The organism is Moritella sp. 36, from assembly GCF_018219415.1.
GTDB lineage: Bacteria > Pseudomonadota > Gammaproteobacteria > Enterobacterales > Moritellaceae > Moritella.
In genome coordinates this window covers 2,589,484-2,609,716 of record NZ_CP056120.1, presented here as the reverse complement: position 1 = coordinate 2,609,716, position 20,233 = coordinate 2,589,484, and the positions used below count along the sequence as shown (strand labels likewise).

Below are 20,233 nucleotides of genomic sequence, written 5' to 3'. Positions count from 1 at the left end.
ACTTTCTGGTTAGATAAGTTCATTCTCAAATTGATACATGAATCTTTATTAATTTTTATAGGTACTTTATGTCAAAATATGCAGTAGTATTCCCTGGTCAGGGTTCACAAACAATTGGTATGCTTTCAGACCTTGCTTCAGATCATCCAATCGTAGAACAAACGTTTGCTCAAGCAAGTGAAGTGCTTGGCTATGACCTATGGGACTTAGTGCAAAACGGAACTACTGAAGATTTAAGCCAAACTCATATTACGCAACCTGCATTATTAACGACTTCTGTTGCATTGTGGCGAATCGCCTCTGTGAAAGAAAGCTTTAAGCCTTCATTAGTTGCTGGTCATAGTTTAGGCGAGTACTCAGCATTAGTATGTGCTGGTGTAATTAAATTCGAAGACGCAATTGCACTTGTGGAATTACGTGGACAATTGATGCAACAAGCTGTTCCACAAGGTATTGGCGCAATGGCCGCCGTTATTGGTTTAGATAATGATGCGACGATTGCTGCTTGTGCAAAAGCGGCTGAAGATGAAATTGTATCAGCTGTAAATTTCAATTCACCTGGTCAGGTGGTTATTGCGGGTAATAAAGCCGCGGTTGCTCGTGCTTCTGAGTTATGTATTGAAGCGGGTGCCCGACGTGTCATGCCTTTACCTGTAAGCGTACCTTCTCATTGTTCGTTGATGAAACCTGCAGCGGATGAATTAAAAATCGCATTAGAACAAGTTACTTTTAATACACCTGTCATTAAGGTGATTAATAATGTTGATGTAGCGTCACCAACAGATGCGGATAGCATTAAAGATGCGCTTATACGTCAACTTTATATGCCAGTGCGCTGGACTGAAGTGATAGAGGCTATGGCGAAAGAAGACATTACAACGTTATATGAATTCGGTCCTGGTAAAGTACTTACAGGACTTGTTAAGCGTATTGATAAAACGATTAAAGGTAGTGCAGTAAATAATCAAGCAACAATTGCTGATTTTGCATAACAGTAGGAATAAATAAATGAGTTTTTCAAGTAAAACAGTACTCGTGACGGGCGCAAGCCGTGGTATTGGTCGCGCAATCGCGGAACATTTTGCAAAGTTAGGTGCCAGAGTTATTGGTACTGCAACTTCTGCACAAGGTGCTGAGCGTATTGGCGCTTATTTAGGGGATTCGGGTTTTGGTTTGGAACTAAATGTGACAAATCAAGATTCAGTTGATGCATTATATGCTGAAATCAAAACCCGTGTTGGGCACATTGATATTTTAGTGAATAATGCCGGTATTACAGCAGATAATATCTTCTTGCGTATGAAAGAAGATGAATGGTGTAATGTTATTGATACTAACTTGACCTCTTTATACCGCCTGTGTAAGCCTTGCTTACGCGGTATGATGAAGCAACGTTTTGGTCGTATCATTAATATTGGCTCTGTTGTTGGTTCAACTGGTAACGGCGGTCAAGCAAATTACGCAGCGGCTAAATCAGGTTTATTAGGATTTACTAAGTCACTTGCAAGTGAAGTCGCTTCTCGCGGTATCACTGTTAATGCGGTAGCACCTGGCTTTATCGAAACAGATATGACAAGTGAGTTATCGGAAGAACAAAAACAAACCATATTAGCTCAAGTACCAACCAATCGTCTTGGGAGTACTGTTGAGATAGCGGAAACTGTTGGATTTTTAGCATCTGATGGTGCAAGCTATATCACGGGTGAAACCATCCATGTAAATGGCGGCATGTATATGGCATAGCCATTTATATTTGATTTTGTTTATAAATTTGCGAGCTTTTTCACCATTCGTGGTTTGACCACCAAGTTAGGGCTTGCAAGTTTATGAGTAATCAATAAACTACTAATCAAAAGCTTTATATTTTTTAAAGGAAAAGTAAAACATGAGTAACTTCGAAGAACGCGTAAAAAAAATCATTATTGAACAACTTGGTGTTAAAGAAGAAGAAGTGAAAAACGAAGCTTCTTTTGTTGATGACCTAGGTGCAGATTCTCTAGATACAGTTGAACTAGTTATGGCTCTAGAAGAAGAATTCGATACTGATATCCCAGACGATGAAGCAGAGAAAATCACTACTGTTCAAGCTGCAATCGACTTCGTTGTTTCTAGCGCTGAATAATTCAGCTGATTAAGTTCTCGATGAGAGATAATCAAAATAGAGTTGTTTTTATAATGACTTTATAAATATATAAAAGCGGTCGCAAGACCGCTTTTTTTTTGCCTATTTGGAGAACGAGTGTGGCTAATAGAAGAGTTGTAATTACAGGGTTAGGTATTGTTTCACCGGTTGGTAACTCTGTTACGACGTCATGGGAAGCAATTAAATCTGGTATCAGCGGCATTGAAAATATTGAGCACTTTGATACCACTAATTTTTCAACAAAGTTTGCTGGCCTGGTTAATGATTTTGATGCTGAAGCGGTTGGGCTCAACCGTAAAGATTGCCGTAAAATGGACTTATTTATCCAATACGGGATCGTAGCAGCAGAGCAAGCAATTAATGACTCAGGGTTAGTTATTACAGAACAAAACGCAACCCGAGTTGGTACTGCTATTGGTTCTGGTATTGGTGGACTTGGTCTGATTGAGCAAAATGTGCATAATTTTGCTAAAGGTGGGGCACGTAAAGTGAGTCCTTTCTTTGTACCTTCAACGATTGTTAATATGGTTGCTGGTCATGTGTCTATCCGCAACAACCTGAAAGGTCCAAACATTGCGATCGCAACGGCTTGTACTTCAGGGACGCACTGTATTGGCCAATCTGCTCGTATGATTGCATATGGCGATGCCGATGTAATGGTTGCCGGTGGTGCAGAAAAGGCATCAACAGAAATGGGCATGGCAGGTTTTGGCTCAGCGAAAGCATTATCAACACGTAATGATGACCCACAAAAAGCAAGTCGTCCTTGGGATAAAGACCGTGATGGTTTTGTGCTTGGCGATGGTGCGGGTATTTTAGTACTGGAAGAGTATGAGCATGCTGTCGCTCGTGGTGCAACTATCTATGCTGAATTAGTTGGCTTCGGAATGAGTGGCGACGCATTCCACATGACGTCACCACCTGAAGATGGCGCCGGTGCTGCTCTAGCGATGAGTAATGCAATTGCTGATGCGGGTATTGAAGCAAGTGAAGTAGGTTATGTAAATGCACATGGCACATCAACACCAGCTGGTGATAAAGCCGAAACAGCTGCGGTTAAATCTGTATTTGGCGAGCACGCTTATAAACTTGCAGTTAGCTCAACAAAATCAATGACAGGTCATCTTTTGGGTGCGGCTGGTGCAATCGAAGCCATTTTTACAATTCTTGCTTTAAGAGATCAAATATTACCCCCAACAATCAACTTGGAGAACCCAAGTGAAGGTTGTGATCTGGATTTTGTAACTGATGGCGCTCGTGCAGTGACTATGGAATACGCCTTATCAAACTCATTTGGTTTTGGCGGTACGAACGGTTCGCTATTATTTAAAAAAGCGGACTAAGATATTAAAGTCATAACGTTAAACAATTAATTATTCATTTTGGCATAGCTAACATAATAAATAAGTGTTTTTAGTTATTTGATATTCACATGCAAGGTGATTAAACACACCTTGCATGTATCAAACAATTTTTCATTGGTGTAAAATGTGTGCTTGAATTTAATTTATGCATCGAGCTATGAAAAAGATAATTACTGCTATTTCCTTACTATTTACTATTCTATTGATTGCAGGTGTACTTTTCTATTCACGCTATCAATCATTTGTGTCTGTTGAACGTGTACAAACAGATCATATCCTTACTGTTTCTTCGGGTGATACCGCGCAATCAATTGCTAATCAAATGATTGCGGAGAGTAACTTCGAATCTAAAGTTTTTTTACGCCTCTTTTTTAAACAACACTCAGGTATTACCAATATTAAACTTGGTTCGTATAAAGTAACTGCAGGTTGGAATTTCCAAACATTATTCGAGCACCTTGTGTCTGGGGATGAGTTCCAGTATAAAATCACCTTCATTGAAGGTTCAACATTTAAAGAATGGCGCAAGCAGTTAACACAAGCAACGGGGATTATTGATGATACGGCTGACTTATCTGAAGTAGAATTAGCGCAATTATTACAAATAGAAAACTCAAAGCTTGAAGGCTTGATGCTGCCTGAGACCTATTTTTATCCGCAAGGGACGTTAGTTTCAGCATTATATTTAAAATCACATAAAAAACTTCAAGCTTATTTAAATGCAGCGTGGGAAACAAGAGATAAAAACTTACCGCTTAAAACACCTTATGAGGCGCTGATTCTTGCCTCTATCATCGAGAAAGAGACTGGATTAGAAAGCGAAAGAACGACTGTATCGTCTGTGTTTATTAATCGATTGAACAGACGTATGCGTTTACAGACTGATCCAACCGTGATTTATGGCATGGGTGATGAGTATAAAGGTAATATTCGTCGTAAACACCTACGTCAAAAAACAGATTACAACACCTATGTGATTAGAGGTTTACCGCCTACACCGATTGCGATGGTGGGTAAAATGTCTATTGATGCAGCACTACACCCAGCCAAAACAAGCTATTTATATTTTGTTGCAAGTGGTGACGGCGGTCATTATTTTTCAAAAAATTTAAAAGAGCACAATCGTGCTGTTCGTAAATACATTTTAAAAAGATAAATTGAAGAGAGTTATTGTGCAAGCTAAATTTTTAGTAATCGAAGGCCTCGAAGGCGCAGGTAAAAGTACTGCAGTAAGCACCGTTATTAATTGGCTAGCGGAGCAGGGGATCACAGATGTGATCACCACACGTGAACCAGGCGGAACGAAACTTGCCGAAAAGATGCGTGCTATTGTGAAAGAAGTCGATACCGAAGAGCCGTTGACTGAATCAGCCGAATTAATGCTAATGTATGCCGCACGTGCCCAATTAGTGGAAAATGTAATTAAACCAGCCCTAGCGAAAGGCCAATGGGTTGTGGGAGATCGTCATGATCTTTCTTCTATTGCTTACCAAGGTGGCGGCCGTGGTTTTGATATTGGTGTGTTGAATACACTACGTCAAGTCGCTATTGGTGACTTCAAGCCTGATATGACGTTATTGTTAGATATCGATCCCGCGGTTGGTTTAGAACGCGCAAAAGTACGCGGTGAATTAGACCGTATTGAATTAGAGCAACTGTCTTTCTTCCAGCGTATTGGTGCAAAATACCAAGAACTTGCAGCCGCTGATAACACTATTTATAGTGTTGATGCGGGACAGAATATTGATAATGTTCAGGCGCAAATCCGTGATGTATTAACGGCGAATGCTAATTGTAATAATGAAAGTGTTGAATAATTAAATGCTATATCCTTGGTTATTACCTCACTGGGAAAAACAGCAAATGCAAATGACTGCAGGTCGTTTACATCATGCGTTGTTTATTACCAGTGCTAGCGGTATGGGTAAACTGTCGTATGCGCAGACACTTGCCCAAACTTTATTATGTAAAGAGCCTATTGGTTGGGAGCCTTGCCACCAATGTCACCCTTGCCAGTTATTCGAGACCAGTGTACATCCTGATTATTATTTGGTTTCAACTGAACCCGGTAAAGTGATTGGTGTTGATCAAATAAGGCTCATTAGTCAGAAATTAAATGAGTATTCACAACTTACTGGTAACAAGGTAGTCATTATCGAGCATGCTGAAAGCTTTAATTTAGCCTCTGCTAATGCATTACTTAAAACATTAGAAGAACCAAGTAATGGTAGCTACATCATTTTGTTGGCTGAAAATAAGTCACAAGTATTGCCGACAATTTATAGCCGGTGTCAAAAGCTACACCTTCCAGCGCCGCCGGAGCAGGAAACACTGTCATGGTTACAGCAGCAGTTCCCGATAGAGAACCCGACATTGACTGCTATCCGCATTAATCATGGGGCACCTTTACACACGCTAAATTATTTAAACAACGGCGATGATGATTTGCGTAGAGAGATATTCTCGAATATAGCGTTACTGACACAACAGCCAGCTGCGATTACGCGATTGTGTGAGATCATTACAGACCGCACATTAGAGAAGCTATCGTGGTTACAGTTTATCTTACTTGATTTACAGAAAGTTAATCGGGGTGTAGGCGTTGATTATATTGTTAATACAGACCAACTTGAATGGTTAACACACTTCTCAACGCTGTTATCTCAAGACAAAATTACTCAACTACAATCAGAGTTGACAGAGCTTCGTCAGTTATTAATGCAAAATAATAATTTAACGGCTGAAACATTGATTCTGTCATTTTTAATTAAACTAAAAAGATTCATAAATTAATATGTTAGTAGATTCTCATTGCCATTTAGATGGCCTAAATTACGATACCATTCATACAGATCTTGCCGATGTTGTTAATAAAGCGACAGAACGTGGCGTATCACATTTATTAAGCGTATCTGTGACTTTACCCCGCTTCAAAACTATGATTGAGCTGATAGCTGAATTTGACAATATTCATGCATCATGTGGTGTTCATCCACTTAATCTTGAAGATGAATACGAAAAATCAGAGTTATTGGCATTAGCACAAAATGAAAAAGTCGTCGCTATTGGTGAGACAGGTTTAGATTATTTCTATTCACCTGAAAACAAAGATATCCAGCAAGCATCATTCCGTAATCATATTCAAGTTGCAATTGAACTTAATAAACCACTGATTATTCATACGCGTGGTGCTGTTGATGACACCATCCGTATCTTAAAAGAAGAAGGTGCAGAGAAAATTGGTGGGGTTATCCACTGTTTTACTGAATCAGATGCAATGGCTGCTGCGGTATTGGAAATGGGATTTTATATTTCTATTTCAGGTATCGTGACGTTCAAATCAGCAAAAGATTTACAAGCCGTGGTTAAAACAATCCCGACTAATCGATTGTTAGTTGAGACTGATTCACCTTATTTAGCACCAGTACCATACCGTGGTAAAGAAAATCAACCTGCTTATGTTCGTGCTGTAGCTGAATTTGTTGCCGATTTACGTGGGGTCACCTTCGAAGAATTAGCAGAGTCAACGACAGAGAACTACTTTAAGCTGTTCAACGCTAAAAAATAATATCGACCTGATGTAGTATCTTGACGTAACTTGGTTATATACCGCACTCAACTTTTGACGACTGAGTTGAGTGTGGTATTATCCACATAAATTTACGGCACTGTTTAATATTACACGTCGATAAATTAACAGAACTATGTTAATTAGTTACAGTACAACCTTAATAAATTACAGTACTACCTCGATATTAATGACATGTGATATCGAATTTAATCATTATTTGGAGGCATTTTGGCCCACCTAGTTAGTTATACTTATAAACAAGAAGATAAAAAAATTCCATTCTCATACCGACAGTTTCACCATATCTATGAAGCGGTTGCTGCAGAAGAAGGAATCGATCTAACGCAATATATGATTATGGAAAAACAAGTTGAAGATGTATCGAAAGGTACGAAAGCCGTAAGAGAATTCCGTAAAAACCATTTTACTAAATTAGGCTTTAGTAATGTTTGGTTTATTAAAGACGGTATTGAAGAATAACTATTTGTATGAAATGAATAGTTTAGTAATGAATAAATAGTTTTAGTAATTAATGAATTGTTAAAGCTAAACAATAGGTGGTCAAAACGAAGACCACCTATTAAAATAACAATGACTAAAATATTACGACAGTAAGGTTAACCCTGTAGGGAGGCTATCACCAAAGATACGCTTTATTACTGTTTCATCAGACGTCTGTGCATCACTTACTAATGCTAACCAAGCTTCCGATAATTTATTCTGCGTTAATTTTTCTATCACAGCATCTCTTACCTTATCTTGAACATCCATTTCTCTATCACCGGTTTTTCTGGCAATCATTACGGCTGCAAAAGCAATGTGCGGTTCTTTTTGCCAATTAGCTTCAAGTAATGTATTTAACCATGTTTCAACGATATGGCGGGGAATAACATTATGTTGACTACCATAAAAAGCAACACGAGATGCGATACGACCTAATGCCCACCAATGTAATTGCTGATTTTGTGGTTTCTTTAATTTAGCCAGTAAGTATTCACCAAATTCAACTTTTAGCGCCACTGGAATGTGTTCTAGTGAGGCGACAAGTCGAATAATATCATCATAGCTGCGTTGTTTCGCTTGATTGATGATTTTGGCATGTTTATTACTGTCTTCAACAAAGTAGACTGAAAGAGTATCGTATATTTCGATCTGTTGTTGTTCATTTAGGCCTCCAGCAATACGGCGCCATAAATTCCACCAATCACTCCATGACTGGGTTGATTTATTATATTGAATAGCTGATTTAAATATTGGCCAAATTTGTTCAATACGCCAATCATCAGCTGGGTAGCCAAAGCCAGGACGCAGCAGGAAGCTTGTTAGTTTTAACCAATTACGTTCATGCTGCTCGGTACGGCGGCGGTTTTTAGCAAACTGTAAGCACGGCGCAGCAAGTTCACGTAATAGGTCTGTGTCCCAAGTATCGCGTTTGCCTAAACGTTTATCAAGGTCGTTACGCAATGATTTAACCAATTTAGGATCGCTTTTTTTACTACTTGCACCATACACAGCTTCAATTAATTTAATTGCCTCAGGGAGATTAGGGTGACACTGTTTAATCGCATTGATATCTTTAGCATCATCATTAGTCTTTTTATTTGCTAAACTTGGACGAACAGAGAACTCTAATGCCCAGCGTTGATTGCTGTTGGTTTCACTCACACATTCAAGTTGTAGGGTACCAATACTGCTTAACTTGCAAGACAAATACACTGACTCAAAACGTTTGTGATCTTTGTGCTCAGGGATCGTGACGACAAAAGGTGGTAACGGCGTTTTACCTTTTAGTTCTGTTTCAAACTCTTTATCAATAATGTCACCAGGTTTTAAATTGCTTTCATAGCTTGTGGTAGCAAGATTAAAACGAATGGGTTCACCAATAGTTAATGAAAACAAACGGCTATCTAAATTGATAACGTGCTCTTCTTCTGTGCCTTTCGGCAATAGACAAATAGATTGTGGTGTACCAGAACGATCGGTTATTTCAATGAAGTAATTTCGAGGACTACCACCGCCAATTTGTTTCTGTTTACCCATTTTGGCAAAGCCAAATTCAACAGCGCCATATGCAACTGATAAATCAGGGTTACCATTGTGTAGCATCTGAACTTTTTGTTGCTTCCAACCCGATAATACTTTTTCAATGTGCAGTTTTACTTTTTGGCTATTAAAGATACCACCATTAACAAGCATTGCGGCTGGTACGACAGCGGTATCGTAATCGTCGGCTGCGTCTATATCGTAATAAGTATGGATGAATTCGGCAATATGTTTTGAAATCGCAGGGTCCGAGGTATACGGTAAACCAAATTCCACAACCGCATTTTTTCTGTGCGTTGGTAATTCGTTAAACGCGCTATTGGGCAAGAAGCCATTAAACACCATATCGATGACTTCATTTTTAGTGAGTTCACATTTTTTAGACTGCGCAATTAACTTAGAGCCACGACCCAGCAGCGTAATTGATGTGGTACTTGGTGGTTGCTCGGATAAAAAGAGCTCTTTTGCTTGGCGTGTCTGCTGTATTAGTTGTCCTAATGCTGCAGATTTTAAACGTTGGTCTGGTGATATTCTTGATTCGACAATATGGGCTAACGCTAAGTCGATGTTATCTCCACCCAGCATTAAATGATCACCAACTGCGACACGATTTAAATTTAGCTCGCCATGATCTAATGACATTTCGATTAAGCTTAAATCCGTTGTACCACCACCGATGTCACATACAAGCATGGTTTTATCGTGTTCAATCAAATCTGTTTTAGCTTGTTTATTTCGGTGATACCAGTCATAACAAACAGCTTGTGGTTCTTCTAATAGCGTCACGTTTGTTAAGCCAACGAGATCTGCAGCGGCGAGAGTTAATGCACGGGCGGTGTCGTTAAAAGAGGCTGGAACAGTGATAGTAATATTTTGATCGGCAAGTAAGTGCTCTGGATTATGATAATTCCAAGACGCTTGAAAATGTGCAAGGTAGCTTGCACTGGCAATGACTGGCGATACTTTTTCAATGTTATCTTCAACAGCCCAAGGGAGAATGGCTGCTTGTGCATCGATACTTGGGTGAGATAACCAACTCTTGGCACTCGAAACTAAACGGCCTTTGGTCTTTGTGCCTAAATCGCGTGCCCATTGACCAACAATAACATTCGCTATTTCACCGTTAAAATTAATTTTTTTCCAAGGTAGAATACAATCAGTTGGGGCAATTTCGTTGTCATTAAAATGATAGCGGAATGAAGGGAGTAACGGTTTTCTTGCAACTTCGCCAGGACCAACCAATTGGTCAACGAGAAATACAGAAGCGCTGGCTTGATAATCATCGATATTTTTATAAGAAAGAACACTGTGGGTGGTGCCAAGATCGATGCCAATTACATATTGCGCTGTTTTAGAAACAGGTGAGGGCATTAAAAACTCCATATAATAAAACTCAGGGCAAAGTGCCCTGAGTTAAGTACACATTTATCAATATAACGACTGTGTAATGATTATGTTAGATCATGTTTATTGACGAACAGTTAATTCAATTTCCCAAGCTTCGTCGCTATCATCAGCAATCGCTTCAATTTTTAAAGTACCCACTTCAGTCACAGTCACTGAAAGCGATACAGGAACAACATCGCCACTGTTACGGCTACTTGTCTCGAGCGATACTTCGATATCAGGTAGTTGCTCAAGATCTTCTGGTTGCCAGAAATCAAGGTGCGTACCAACCACATCGTCACGACGTACTGTTGAACCAAAGAACTTGAATTTAACCGGTTGACCGACAACTAAACCAAACTGGTGTGTAGTTACATCAACATTTGAACCTTCTTCGAGACCAAATGGGGCAATACAAACTGCTTCAAGTGGCGGTTCGAAGCCAGGGATGGCGGGCATTGAGCTTTCAACACCGACATAGTATGAACTCGCTAAACCGCCTTTAATACGAACGCCTTTACCATGTTTCGCATAACCGTGGTAACAAGCACCATTCGCAACAGCAAGATCTAAATCAATCCCCGTTAATAGTGTTGCTTCTTCTTCAACGTCAGCTGTAATTAACCAATCATTGATAATACCCATTAGCTTAGTGCTGATAGCATCAGATTTAAACACACCACCATTAAACAATACTGCCGTTGGTTTGATGAAGTCACCGGCATCGGTTTCTAGTGCGCCATGCTGTTTATTCAAGAAGTGAGCAATATGCTTAGTGATTGCCGCATCTTGTGCATACGGTAGACCAATCTGTGTTAATGCTGTGCGCGTATTCTGTTGTGGCATATCTGTCACAGCAGTTGCAGGGAAGAAACCATCTAAGATAGTTTGGTGTACTTCCTCACGTGTTAATTCAGTTTGCATAGTGCCAGCAATTAACTTAGAGCCACGACTAGGGATAACAATTGGCATTGCTTCTATGTCATTATCTAATAGTAGTTGTTCCTTAGCATCACGACACGCATGTGTGATGGCTTGAATTTGCCAAGGTTGTAACTGCTTGCCTTCTTGCATTAACTTCATTTTTAGACGATATGCAAGGGCAAGATCCATATTATCACCGCCAAGTAGGATATGTTCACCTACAGCAACGCGTGATAACGTTAAGTTACCTTCAGACTCTTCAACAGAAATTAATGATAAATCCGTTGTACCACCACCAATATCAACCACTAAGATGGTATCACCAACATTGACTTGGTCTCGCCATTCGTCACCGCATGCTTCTAACCAGCTATAAACTGCCGCTTGAGGTTCTTCAAGTAGATTTAAATGTTTAAGATTTAAATCTTGTGCTGCTTGCGCCGTTAAGTTACGTGCTGCTGGGTCGAAAGAAGCAGGGATGGTGATTGTTACATCCTGTTCTGAAATTGGCGCATCTGGGTGTGCATCATTCCAAGCTGCAGCTAGGTGGTTTAAGTATTGGCTTGTCGCTGTTACAGGGGAGATCTTTTCAACTTCGTCAGGACTTGAGAATGGTAAGATCGCATCGTGTGGGCTAACGGTCGCATGGCTTAACCAGCTCTTGGCACTTGATACCAAGCGGATAGGGGTCTTTAAACCAAGTTGGCGTGCAACATCACCAACAAGGGCTGTATTTTCACCATCCCATGGTAATGGCGTTTGATCTTGGCTGATCTCTTCGGCATGTGCTTGGTACACAAATGAAGGCAATTGGAATTTTTCTGTTACAGAACCTGGTGCTGATAGTTGGGGGATTGCAAACAACTGCTTAGCTGCTTGATCACTTTCGTCGGTAAGGTCGATGTATGATAATACACAGTGTGTTGTACCTAAATCGATACCAATACTGTATTGTGCGGCTATTTCGCTCATAGTGATGTCGCTCATAGTTCAACCTCTGCTGCTGCTACGATGTTAGCATTGTGGCCTTGTGCCAGTTTAGGTAGGTTCACGTTACTGATTTTCCAGCCTTGGTGGACTAAAATACCACGGTAAGGCGCGCTGCCAAGTACGTTACCAATCAGTTTGATTTCTGATGGATTAAAGCCTTCAGCGACAGTTACTTGGCTTTCTTCTTCTTCAGTACGGATCGGCGTGAAGGTGAAGTATTCATTAATTACTTTTTTGCTACCAGTATGGATGATACGTGCTGCTGCACCAATTTGTTCATCCGTTGCACCCGTTAAGTCTTCTTGAATGAAATCAACAAAACGTGCTTCATTTTGTAGTAGTGATAAAAGCTGACATGCGGCAGCTGGGCTTGCTTCTTGTAATGGTGCTTTAATCTCAACAAATTTTTCTATTTCAACAATTTTTTCAACATCTACGTGTTTAATTACTTCCACTATTTTCTCTATTTCAACTGGTACTTCTTTTTCAACAATCTTTTCTATTTCAACAGTCTTTTTACCACCTCGAACTAAGGTAATTAATAATAGGATTAAAGTCAGAGCGAATAGGGCGATATGCGCTGCATCAGGACCGGCAGGTAGTTCAGTGATGTTAGTAAGGTCGAAGTTCATATATTTTACTCAAGTTTGTATAAATCAATATTAACGGCGATTTTATCATAGTTATTTATGTAACGAAGCATAATGTGATTTTTTAGCTTATTTACCTAGTAGTTAGGAACAAAGAATAGCCATTTTAGCTGGAATAATTAGAAACGTATTTTCAAGGAGAGTTATTTATAAAAAAAATAAAAAAAAGCCCAATACAAATCCTTGTACTGAGCTTAGGGAAACAGGTATTCTTGTAATATTAAATATAGTAAATTATTTACGTATATCAAATTGCCATTAAGTTATCGTGTTGTCGATCGTGATATTATTCGTTAAACAAATTGTTATCACGAACTAGGTCACGCGGGTAGTTATTTTTTAAACGCTGATTAACACGTTTACCTAAACCAAGCACACTACCTTCGAGTAATACAACAAGTTCACCCTGTAAGTCATCTAAATTATCGATGTCTACATCTGCAAAGTTTATATCACGTCCCATGATATATTGTTTAGCTTGCTCAATATCAAGTGACACGGCGTTTCTATCACATCGATGACCAAAGGTACGCGCCCATTCATGTTGTGCACGGAAGCCTTTTTTAAATTTCTCAGCAATTTTAATACCGATACGATCGAATTTGAATTTACCGATGAACGCTGGGAATTCTTTCGGGAATAGCCAGATCTCACTATCACGATGATAGAAGACGCCACTCTCAAATTCAAAATTAAAGGTGTCACGGAAGTAATCACGAATTGCGTCATTTTCGAGACGGCTAACTGGGCTAAACGGGAATACTAAGCGTTTTTTCTTTTTAATCGGGCGTAGACCAAGTGATTCTTTTTTAGTGAATTTAGCAACAAAGAAACCTTCACTGTCATAAATTTGTGGCCAGACATGTAAGAAACCTTCTGCAGTTAAACAATCATTCGCCGTTGGGAATAGGTCGGTAAGCGGGATAACGTCTGCGTTATCAGGATACAAATCGAGGAGGTGTTGGCAAACGGCTTGGTTCTCAGTTTGATTTAATGTGCAGGTTGAATAGATTAATGTGCCACCGGGTTTTAAGGCTTTAAATGCACTTTCAATTAATTCTTTCTGAATATCCGCAATGTCATTAATACTGCCTAACGACCAATTAAGCATCGCTTTATCATCTTTACGGATTGCGCCTTCACCTGAACAAGGTGCATCAAGTAACACAGCATCAAACATTTCAGGTAACCAAGTACCAAATACATTCGCATCATAGTGACTAAGAGCAATGTTTTTAATACCACAGCGTTTGATATTCGCGCTTAATACTTTTAATCGGCTAGATGATAATTCGTTAGCCACAATGAAATTATTATTATTACACAGTGCAGCAATCTGACTTGTTTTTGAACCAGGCGCTGATGCGCAGTCAAGAATGGTATTGTATTGCGCAGTCGCACCTGATACTTGTTCTTTAAATAACGCAGTAACAGGTAGCATTGAACTGGCTTCTTGAATATAAAAAAGACCTGCGATATGTTCCCAGCTATTACCTAGCTTGGTATCTGTATTTTCTTGTTGTAACCAAAACCCTTCTTCACACCAAGGGATTGATGTGAGTGCCCATTGCTTGGTTTTTGCTAATTGTTTAAATTCTTCAACAGAAATTTTAAGCGTGTTAACACGAACACTGGTTTTCAATGGTGTTTTACAGCAAGCAATAAAGTCGTCCATAGAAAGATGGTCAGGGATAATGTTACCCATTAGTGTAAGGTAATCTTCAGGCAGTTTTATATTGGAATGCACTTTGCGGGCTCAATTTAGAAAGATGCGGGCATTTTACCATATACCCCAGCTACTTCAAGTTTATGAAACTCGTCGTAGCGGGGTATTATTTCTTATTTAGCGGGCTTTTGGATTTTGGTGTCCCACATCAACCAGTCGGGATTAACTTCTTGTGCCAAATTGAATTGTGTGAAAGGCGCAGCTAATTTGCTATTTTTATCTGGATTTGGTGTCGCAAACGCAATACCGCCAGCCAGAATCGTTTTTAATGATTCAGCTTTTAGGGTTGCACCAGTTAAACCAATATCAACATTAAACCCTGATACCGCCCAAAATTGGCTATCGTTACGAACAAGGTGTTGATACTCTGGCAGAATATTAAGCGTAATTAATATCTTATCACTAAGCGCCGACAATTCAGAGTGCGTAACTGAGCCAACTTCTACCTGACGGTAATAAACGGGGGTTCCAGCTGTTAATGACATTAATCGTTTACTTACTAGTGTCACCGATAAGCCTGCATCTTCAGCTGCGATATCCGGCGCAGCGTTGAGTACGTTAAACCGGTGAGCTTCATTACCTGTGCCTTTTGTTACGTTGATGAATGCGCCTGAAATTAAAGTATTCGCATTCTTAATACCATCTAGGCCTACTTCTATATTTTCTAACCAGTATAGGCTGCCTTGACGTGCAAAATAGTTAGCGTAATCAGTTTCTAATTTAGCCGTTGCTTCAACAAAGCCTTGGTCAACTTTAAGTTTAATACTGCTGATTTCACCAACCTTTATACCTTTATGTTTTATTTCGGTGCCAATGTTAATGTCTGAACCAGAATTAAACGTTAGCGTGACTGTTGGGCGGTTATCAGTTGCCGCAGCAAAGCTTTTGAAAAGTTTATAATGGCTCAATCTTGACTTGGCAAGACTCATTTTATTGTTATTGACAGGTTTGATGTTATCGAAGTTAATACCACCTGCGGCAATGGTTAATAATGACTCTGTTTGAACTTGTAAGTTACTTAAACTACCAGATATTTCAATACCTGATACATCCCAGAACACACTGTTTTTGTTGATAAGGTGTGCATATTGGCTAAGAATATCAAGCGTGATAATGACGTGTTCGTTGTCGGGTGCTAAATGAAAATCTGCAACGGTACCAACAACTAATTTACGGTAATATACAGGTGCGCCGTTAGAGATAACATGGTCTGGTTTACTGACTAAGGTAACCGTCTTATTTGCTTTGAAGGCGTTGTTACCTAATTTAGCAAGTGCTAAATTAGGGTAGAGGCGGTATCCCTGTTCTTTTCTTTTGGCTTTAAACGCAGGGTTGTTAACCAGTTCAATACCGCCACTGACTAAGGCTGCGATGGGGGAGGATTTAACGTTTATGCCAGATATACTCGCATTCACCGATACACCACTAACATTGATAAAACGTGATGATGGGGTAAGTAAATGCGCATAGTCTTGGTAAAGATTAACGTTTAAATCAATTAGGTTAGTTTTAGTATTAAAGCTCACATGACTAATATGGCCAATAGGGTAATTCTTATAATAAACCTTGTTACCTACGGCTAAGCCGTTAGCATCGTTAGCGGTAATCGATATTTGTTTATGTGGAATAAGATCATCTACGTTTGACACTAAATCAAACGTAGTCCGTAATTCACCTTGGCCTGGCGTAAAGAGAATGTAATTACCAGTGACTAAATTCACAATGTTTTTACTTTCAGAAAGGGACAGGTTTGCTTTTTCAACCCAAAATTGTGTGCTGTCACGAAACAGGTCTACAACGTCAGGATCAACATCGGCAATTGCGGTGGCGACAGATGGCGAGCCTTGTGTCGTCGGGATTAATGGTTGTGTCATTACTTGTGTTATTTCACCGACTTTCAAGCCGTTGAAGTAAATATTATTACCTATTTTAATATCATTACTGTTACTTAATTTGAATTCAATTTGAACAGCACGCTGTGCATCACTAATGCTGTTATATAGAGGGTATATTTGATTATCACTTGCTGGTTTACCAATGGGCGGTGAATCAAATGCAAGTGCACCACTGATTATGGCTGTTAAACTTTCTGTTTCTACTTTTACGCCATCAACCCCAAACTCAGCGTTAATACCACTTGCATTCCAAAATCGAGATGTGTCTTTAACAAGATAGCTATATTGTTTATTTATTACGGCTTCGACTAGGATCTCATCGGTTTTTTTATCCAGCGTAAAACTATGTACTTGACCGACAGGGATCTTCTTATAGAAAATCTCTGAACCAGGGCGCACAGATGAAAGCTTGTCAGCTGTTAAATGCACAATCAACCCCTCATCATCTGGCGGATTGTTCGGCGCATTCTGTATCGCTGTAAATTTGATACTGTATTCACCATCACCCGGTAAAAGGTCAATATAGTTTCCTGTTACTAGGGCGTCTAAACCTGAAATTCCTGCAATAGAGGCTTTTGGCGCAACGAGCCAAAATTGTGTGTTACGGCGCAGTACTTGTTCTGCTTTATTATCAATTTCAGCAGTGACGTAAACGCCTTTAAGGTTGTCATCTAGCGCGATGTTTTTTACCTTACCTATTATTAAGCCTTGATATTTAACCAGTGTTTTACCAGCGACAATGCCATTCGCATTCGAGAAGTGTACACGGATCTCGATACCGGCTTGGGTAATGCTTTGGTACATAAGGTAGAGTCCTAGTATGACTGCTACAATGGGTAACAACCATATTGGCGACATCACATTCGGCTTATGTAATACAGGTTTAGGTGCATTACAGTTATCCGGCATTTGTGGTTCGTTATTTTCTTTCATTTGTATGGTTTAAATCCCAAATTAAACGTGTATCAAAACTTTCTGCGGCGAGGATTGTTAATATAACAACCAACCCAAAGCAAGTTGCTCCATATCCGGGATCAACTGAGAGTAAATTTCCTCGGTTGAGCACCGCGACCATAATCGATATAACAAACAAATCCATGATGGACCATTTACCGATCCAATGAATTGCATTAAATAGCAATAATTTTCGTTTTTGTGTAATAAATATTTTATTTTGAATCGATAATAAAATCAGCATTAAACCTATTATTTTAAATAGGGGAACTAAAATAGAGGCGATAAATATAATGATCGCAATACCTAAATCATCACTTTTTGCGAGTGCGATGGTACCAGACATAATGGTGTCTGGCGTAGACTGACCAGCACTTGTTAGCGTACTTATCGGTAAAAAATTGGCCGGAATCATCATCACTGCCGCCGTAATCAAGAGTGCCCATGTTTTTTGGATACTACGTGGTATACGAAAATGAACACGCGTGAAACAACGCGGACAACGTTGTCGTTTAACATCCTGCTTCACATCGATTAATAAGTTACATTCATGACATTGGGCAATTTTATTATCTTTAGCGTTTTGCATTTTTCTCCATTTTCTGCCAGAAGATTTCTAGGTTGAGTCCATACATAATAAGGCTAGAAATAAACATAAGTGAAACAAAGCTAAGTAAACCTAACTGAAATTGGATATCAGCAATGTCAGAAAGTTTAAATATAGCGATCAAAAAACTAACAAGATAAACTTCTAACATACTCCATTCGGTAAAAAACTTAACGAGTTTGAGTAATAATATGAGCTGTGGTGTATTACGTTTAGTTAGTAGTAATAAACAAGCTTGTACGAGACAAGATAAAAATAGAAAGGGCGCAATAAAACTACAAAAAATAACGAGTAAACCGACGAAGTAAGACTTTTTTTGTAATAAGGCCCAAGCGCCTTGAATGAGTGTCGCTGATTCTTCGGCCCCGAGCATGGTGATCGTGAACATTGGAAACACATTTGCAATAACAACAAGTATAAGCCCGGTTAGTGAAAGAGCTAATATGGCGCTAATGGAAAAAGCATTATTTGTATATAATAACGAATTACAGCGGGGGCACAGTGCATGCCTATTTTTTGCAATAGGTATATGATCAACAATAAGATCACATTTATTACAGACATTAATATTCGACATTTACACCCGCCAATAGTTAATTCACTATGCTTTTAAAGTTAGCACAATCATATTCCGTTCATTAATAGCATTATTTTATTGCAAATATCAACAGTATCACAAGTTTATCCTTCATGATTCTGATTATTATTTGACTTAATTAGTCTGCCTTAACTTGAATCGGGCATATTTTATGATCAGTGACTTGAATTAACAGGGAATACTAAATACACTGTCATAATATACAGTGTATTTAGGGAATTAGTTTATGGCCGTAATAGTAAAGTATGTAGTTGAGCGAAATGGTGTGGAAAAAATGGTATCTACAAGTAAAAAAGAAGCGGATGCATATGACAAGATGTTAGATGTGGCGGATGGTCTTACAGACTTTATCGGTACGTCATCACTTGAAATTGATGACCGTCTTACAGAAGAGTTAGCATTATACTTGGCACAAAATAGTGCTTCGCTACAGGTAATCTTGAAAGGTGGTAAATTGAACGCGACTGAAGAGAATAAAGAAAAGGCACCAAAAGCTAAAAAATCGCCAAAAGTTACGGAAGGAAAAGAAGCTGATTAATCTTTCATACGCTTAATTATTGTTTGTCAAAGCATAAAAAATCACCGGAAGAGTTATTTTTTAACACCTTTTTGGGCTAAGTTGGCGGATTAAAGATAGCATTTAATTGCAATCGCTTTATAATAGCGATAAATTTTATACATGCGATATAGCAAGATTACAATTTTGTTATATCAGAACAATTAGAAGTAATTTAAGGTAATTCATGGAAAACATTGAAAAGCTAAAAAATAGCAAAGAAGTTATCGCTTATTTGGTAGAAATATTCCCAAAATGTTTCACTGCAAAGGGCGAAGCTAAACCGCTAAAAATTGGCATTTTTCAAGATCTAGCTGAGCGTCTAAAAGAAGATGATAAAGTTAGTAAAACATTATTACGTACGGCACTTCGTCAGTATACTGCAAGCTGGCGTTACCTTCACGGCGCTAAAAAAGATGCTGTACGAGTTGACTTAGATGGCAACGACGCAGGTGTTTTAGATGCAGAGCACATTGAGCATGCACAAAAAACACTTGAAGAAAGCAAAACTAAATTTTTCGCTGAACGTAATAAGAAAAATGCAGAACAAAAGGCAAAAGCTGAAAAGCAAAAACCTGCTGTTAAAAGAGCACCTAAAAAAGTAGCTAAAAAATCTGCACCTAAAGTAGATCAAAAGCCTACAGTTAAAGTTGAACGCCCTGTAAATGAGGCTGAACTTAAATCAGGTCAATCTGTCAAAGTTGTAATTGGTAAAGCACCGGTACAAGCAACTATCGTTGAAGTATCTAAAGATGGTGTTCAAGTTGAACTGCTATCTGGACTTTCTCTAAAAGTAAAAAAAGAGCACCTTTTTGTATAAAGCAAT

General features: G+C 39.0%; 18 protein-coding genes. 11 read left to right on the top strand and 7 right to left on the bottom strand.

Going from position 1 to position 20,233, the window contains the following annotated elements; genetic code table 11:
• Nucleotides 1-68 precede the first annotated feature (68 nt).
• The 9 genes from fabD to HWV03_RS11635 all read left to right on the top strand — a co-directional run bounded on the left by fabD (nt 69) and on the right by HWV03_RS11635 (nt 7,558).
• Nucleotides 69-992 carry an ACP S-malonyltransferase gene (gene fabD / locus HWV03_RS11675; RefSeq protein WP_211676066.1) on the top strand — a complete coding sequence of 308 codons (924 nt, stop codon included), beginning with the start codon at nt 69-71 and terminating at the stop codon, nt 990-992.
• A gap of 16 nt (nt 993-1,008) precedes the next feature.
• A complete protein-coding gene (gene fabG, locus HWV03_RS11670; protein WP_211676065.1) occupies nt 1,009-1,743 on the top strand; it encodes a 3-oxoacyl-ACP reductase FabG in 735 nt (244 codons plus the stop codon).
• A gap of 142 nt (nt 1,744-1,885) precedes the next feature.
• On the top strand, nt 1,886-2,122 hold the full coding sequence (gene acpP / locus HWV03_RS11665; protein ID WP_067049274.1) for an acyl carrier protein: 237 nt from the start codon (nt 1,886-1,888) through the stop codon (nt 2,120-2,122).
• Nucleotides 2,123-2,241: 119 nt separating this feature from the next.
• Nucleotides 2,242-3,486 carry a beta-ketoacyl-ACP synthase II gene (gene fabF / locus HWV03_RS11660; protein ID WP_211676064.1) on the top strand — a complete coding sequence of 415 codons (1,245 nt, stop codon included), beginning with the start codon at nt 2,242-2,244 and terminating at the stop codon, nt 3,484-3,486.
• Between the two features lie 178 nt (nt 3,487-3,664).
• A complete protein-coding gene (mltG, locus tag HWV03_RS11655; protein WP_211676063.1) occupies nt 3,665-4,663 on the top strand; it encodes an endolytic transglycosylase MltG in 999 nt (332 codons plus the stop codon).
• A 16-nt stretch (nt 4,664-4,679) separates the two neighbouring features.
• The gene (tmk, locus tag HWV03_RS11650; RefSeq protein ID WP_211676062.1) at nt 4,680-5,324 is read left to right on the top strand and encodes a dTMP kinase; all 645 of its coding nucleotides are present in this window, start codon (nt 4,680-4,682) and stop codon (nt 5,322-5,324) included.
• A 46-nt stretch (nt 5,325-5,370) separates the two neighbouring features.
• Nucleotides 5,371-6,300: a DNA polymerase III subunit delta' gene (holB, locus tag HWV03_RS11645; RefSeq protein ID WP_255546782.1), complete on the top strand. Its 930-nt coding sequence runs from the start codon at nt 5,371-5,373 to the stop codon at nt 6,298-6,300.
• 1 nt (nt 6,301) lies between these two features.
• On the top strand, nt 6,302-7,075 hold the full coding sequence (locus tag HWV03_RS11640) for a TatD family hydrolase (RefSeq protein WP_211676060.1): 774 nt from the start codon (nt 6,302-6,304) through the stop codon (nt 7,073-7,075).
• A gap of 231 nt (nt 7,076-7,306) precedes the next feature.
• Nucleotides 7,307-7,558, top strand: a complete 252-nt coding sequence (locus tag HWV03_RS11635; RefSeq protein ID WP_211676059.1) for a DUF2960 domain-containing protein — start codon at nt 7,307-7,309, stop codon at nt 7,556-7,558.
• Between the two features lie 123 nt (nt 7,559-7,681).
• On the opposite strand, the gene HWV03_RS11630 is transcribed toward HWV03_RS11635, so the two are convergent.
• The 7 genes from HWV03_RS11630 to HWV03_RS11600 all read right to left on the bottom strand — a co-directional run bounded on the left by HWV03_RS11630 (nt 7,682) and on the right by HWV03_RS11600 (nt 18,830).
• Nucleotides 7,682-10,492 carry an Hsp70 family protein gene (locus tag HWV03_RS11630; protein ID WP_211676058.1) on the bottom strand — a complete coding sequence of 937 codons (2,811 nt, stop codon included), beginning with the start codon at nt 10,490-10,492 and terminating at the stop codon, nt 7,682-7,684.
• Nucleotides 10,493-10,588: 96 nt separating this feature from the next.
• Nucleotides 10,589-12,418 (bottom strand): Hsp70 family protein, encoded by a 1,830-nt coding sequence (locus tag HWV03_RS11625; protein ID WP_211676057.1) that lies wholly within the window; start codon nt 12,416-12,418, stop codon nt 10,589-10,591.
• On the bottom strand, nt 12,415-13,053 hold the full coding sequence (locus tag HWV03_RS11620) for a DUF2760 domain-containing protein (RefSeq protein WP_211676056.1): 639 nt from the start codon (nt 13,051-13,053) through the stop codon (nt 12,415-12,417). Before HWV03_RS11620 ends, HWV03_RS11625 begins: the two co-directional genes overlap by 4 nt.
• Before the next feature lie 304 nt (nt 13,054-13,357).
• Nucleotides 13,358-14,818 carry a 16S rRNA (cytosine(1407)-C(5))-methyltransferase RsmF gene (gene rsmF, locus HWV03_RS11615; RefSeq protein ID WP_211676055.1) on the bottom strand — a complete coding sequence of 487 codons (1,461 nt, stop codon included), beginning with the start codon at nt 14,816-14,818 and terminating at the stop codon, nt 13,358-13,360.
• A 92-nt stretch (nt 14,819-14,910) separates the two neighbouring features.
• Nucleotides 14,911-17,625 (bottom strand): PqiB family protein, encoded by a 2,715-nt coding sequence (locus HWV03_RS11610; RefSeq protein WP_211676054.1) that lies wholly within the window; start codon nt 17,623-17,625, stop codon nt 14,911-14,913.
• Nucleotides 17,612-18,235 carry a paraquat-inducible protein A gene (locus tag HWV03_RS11605; protein WP_211676053.1) on the bottom strand — a complete coding sequence of 208 codons (624 nt, stop codon included), beginning with the start codon at nt 18,233-18,235 and terminating at the stop codon, nt 17,612-17,614. Before HWV03_RS11605 ends, HWV03_RS11610 begins: the two co-directional genes overlap by 14 nt.
• Nucleotides 18,222-18,830, bottom strand: a complete 609-nt coding sequence (locus tag HWV03_RS11600) for a paraquat-inducible protein A (RefSeq protein WP_211676052.1) — start codon at nt 18,828-18,830, stop codon at nt 18,222-18,224. Before HWV03_RS11600 ends, HWV03_RS11605 begins: the two co-directional genes overlap by 14 nt.
• 247 nt (nt 18,831-19,077) lie before the next feature.
• Here HWV03_RS11600 and HWV03_RS11595 point away from each other — a divergent pair, with 247 nt between their 5' ends.
• Both HWV03_RS11595 and proQ read left to right on the top strand, forming a co-directional pair.
• Nucleotides 19,078-19,389, top strand: coding sequence for a YebG family protein (locus HWV03_RS11595; protein ID WP_211676051.1), 312 nt, complete (start codon nt 19,078-19,080; stop codon nt 19,387-19,389).
• 205 nt (nt 19,390-19,594) lie between these two features.
• Nucleotides 19,595-20,227, top strand: a complete 633-nt coding sequence (proQ, locus tag HWV03_RS11590; RefSeq protein WP_211671634.1) for an RNA chaperone ProQ — start codon at nt 19,595-19,597, stop codon at nt 20,225-20,227.
• Nucleotides 20,228-20,233 lie beyond the last annotated feature (6 nt).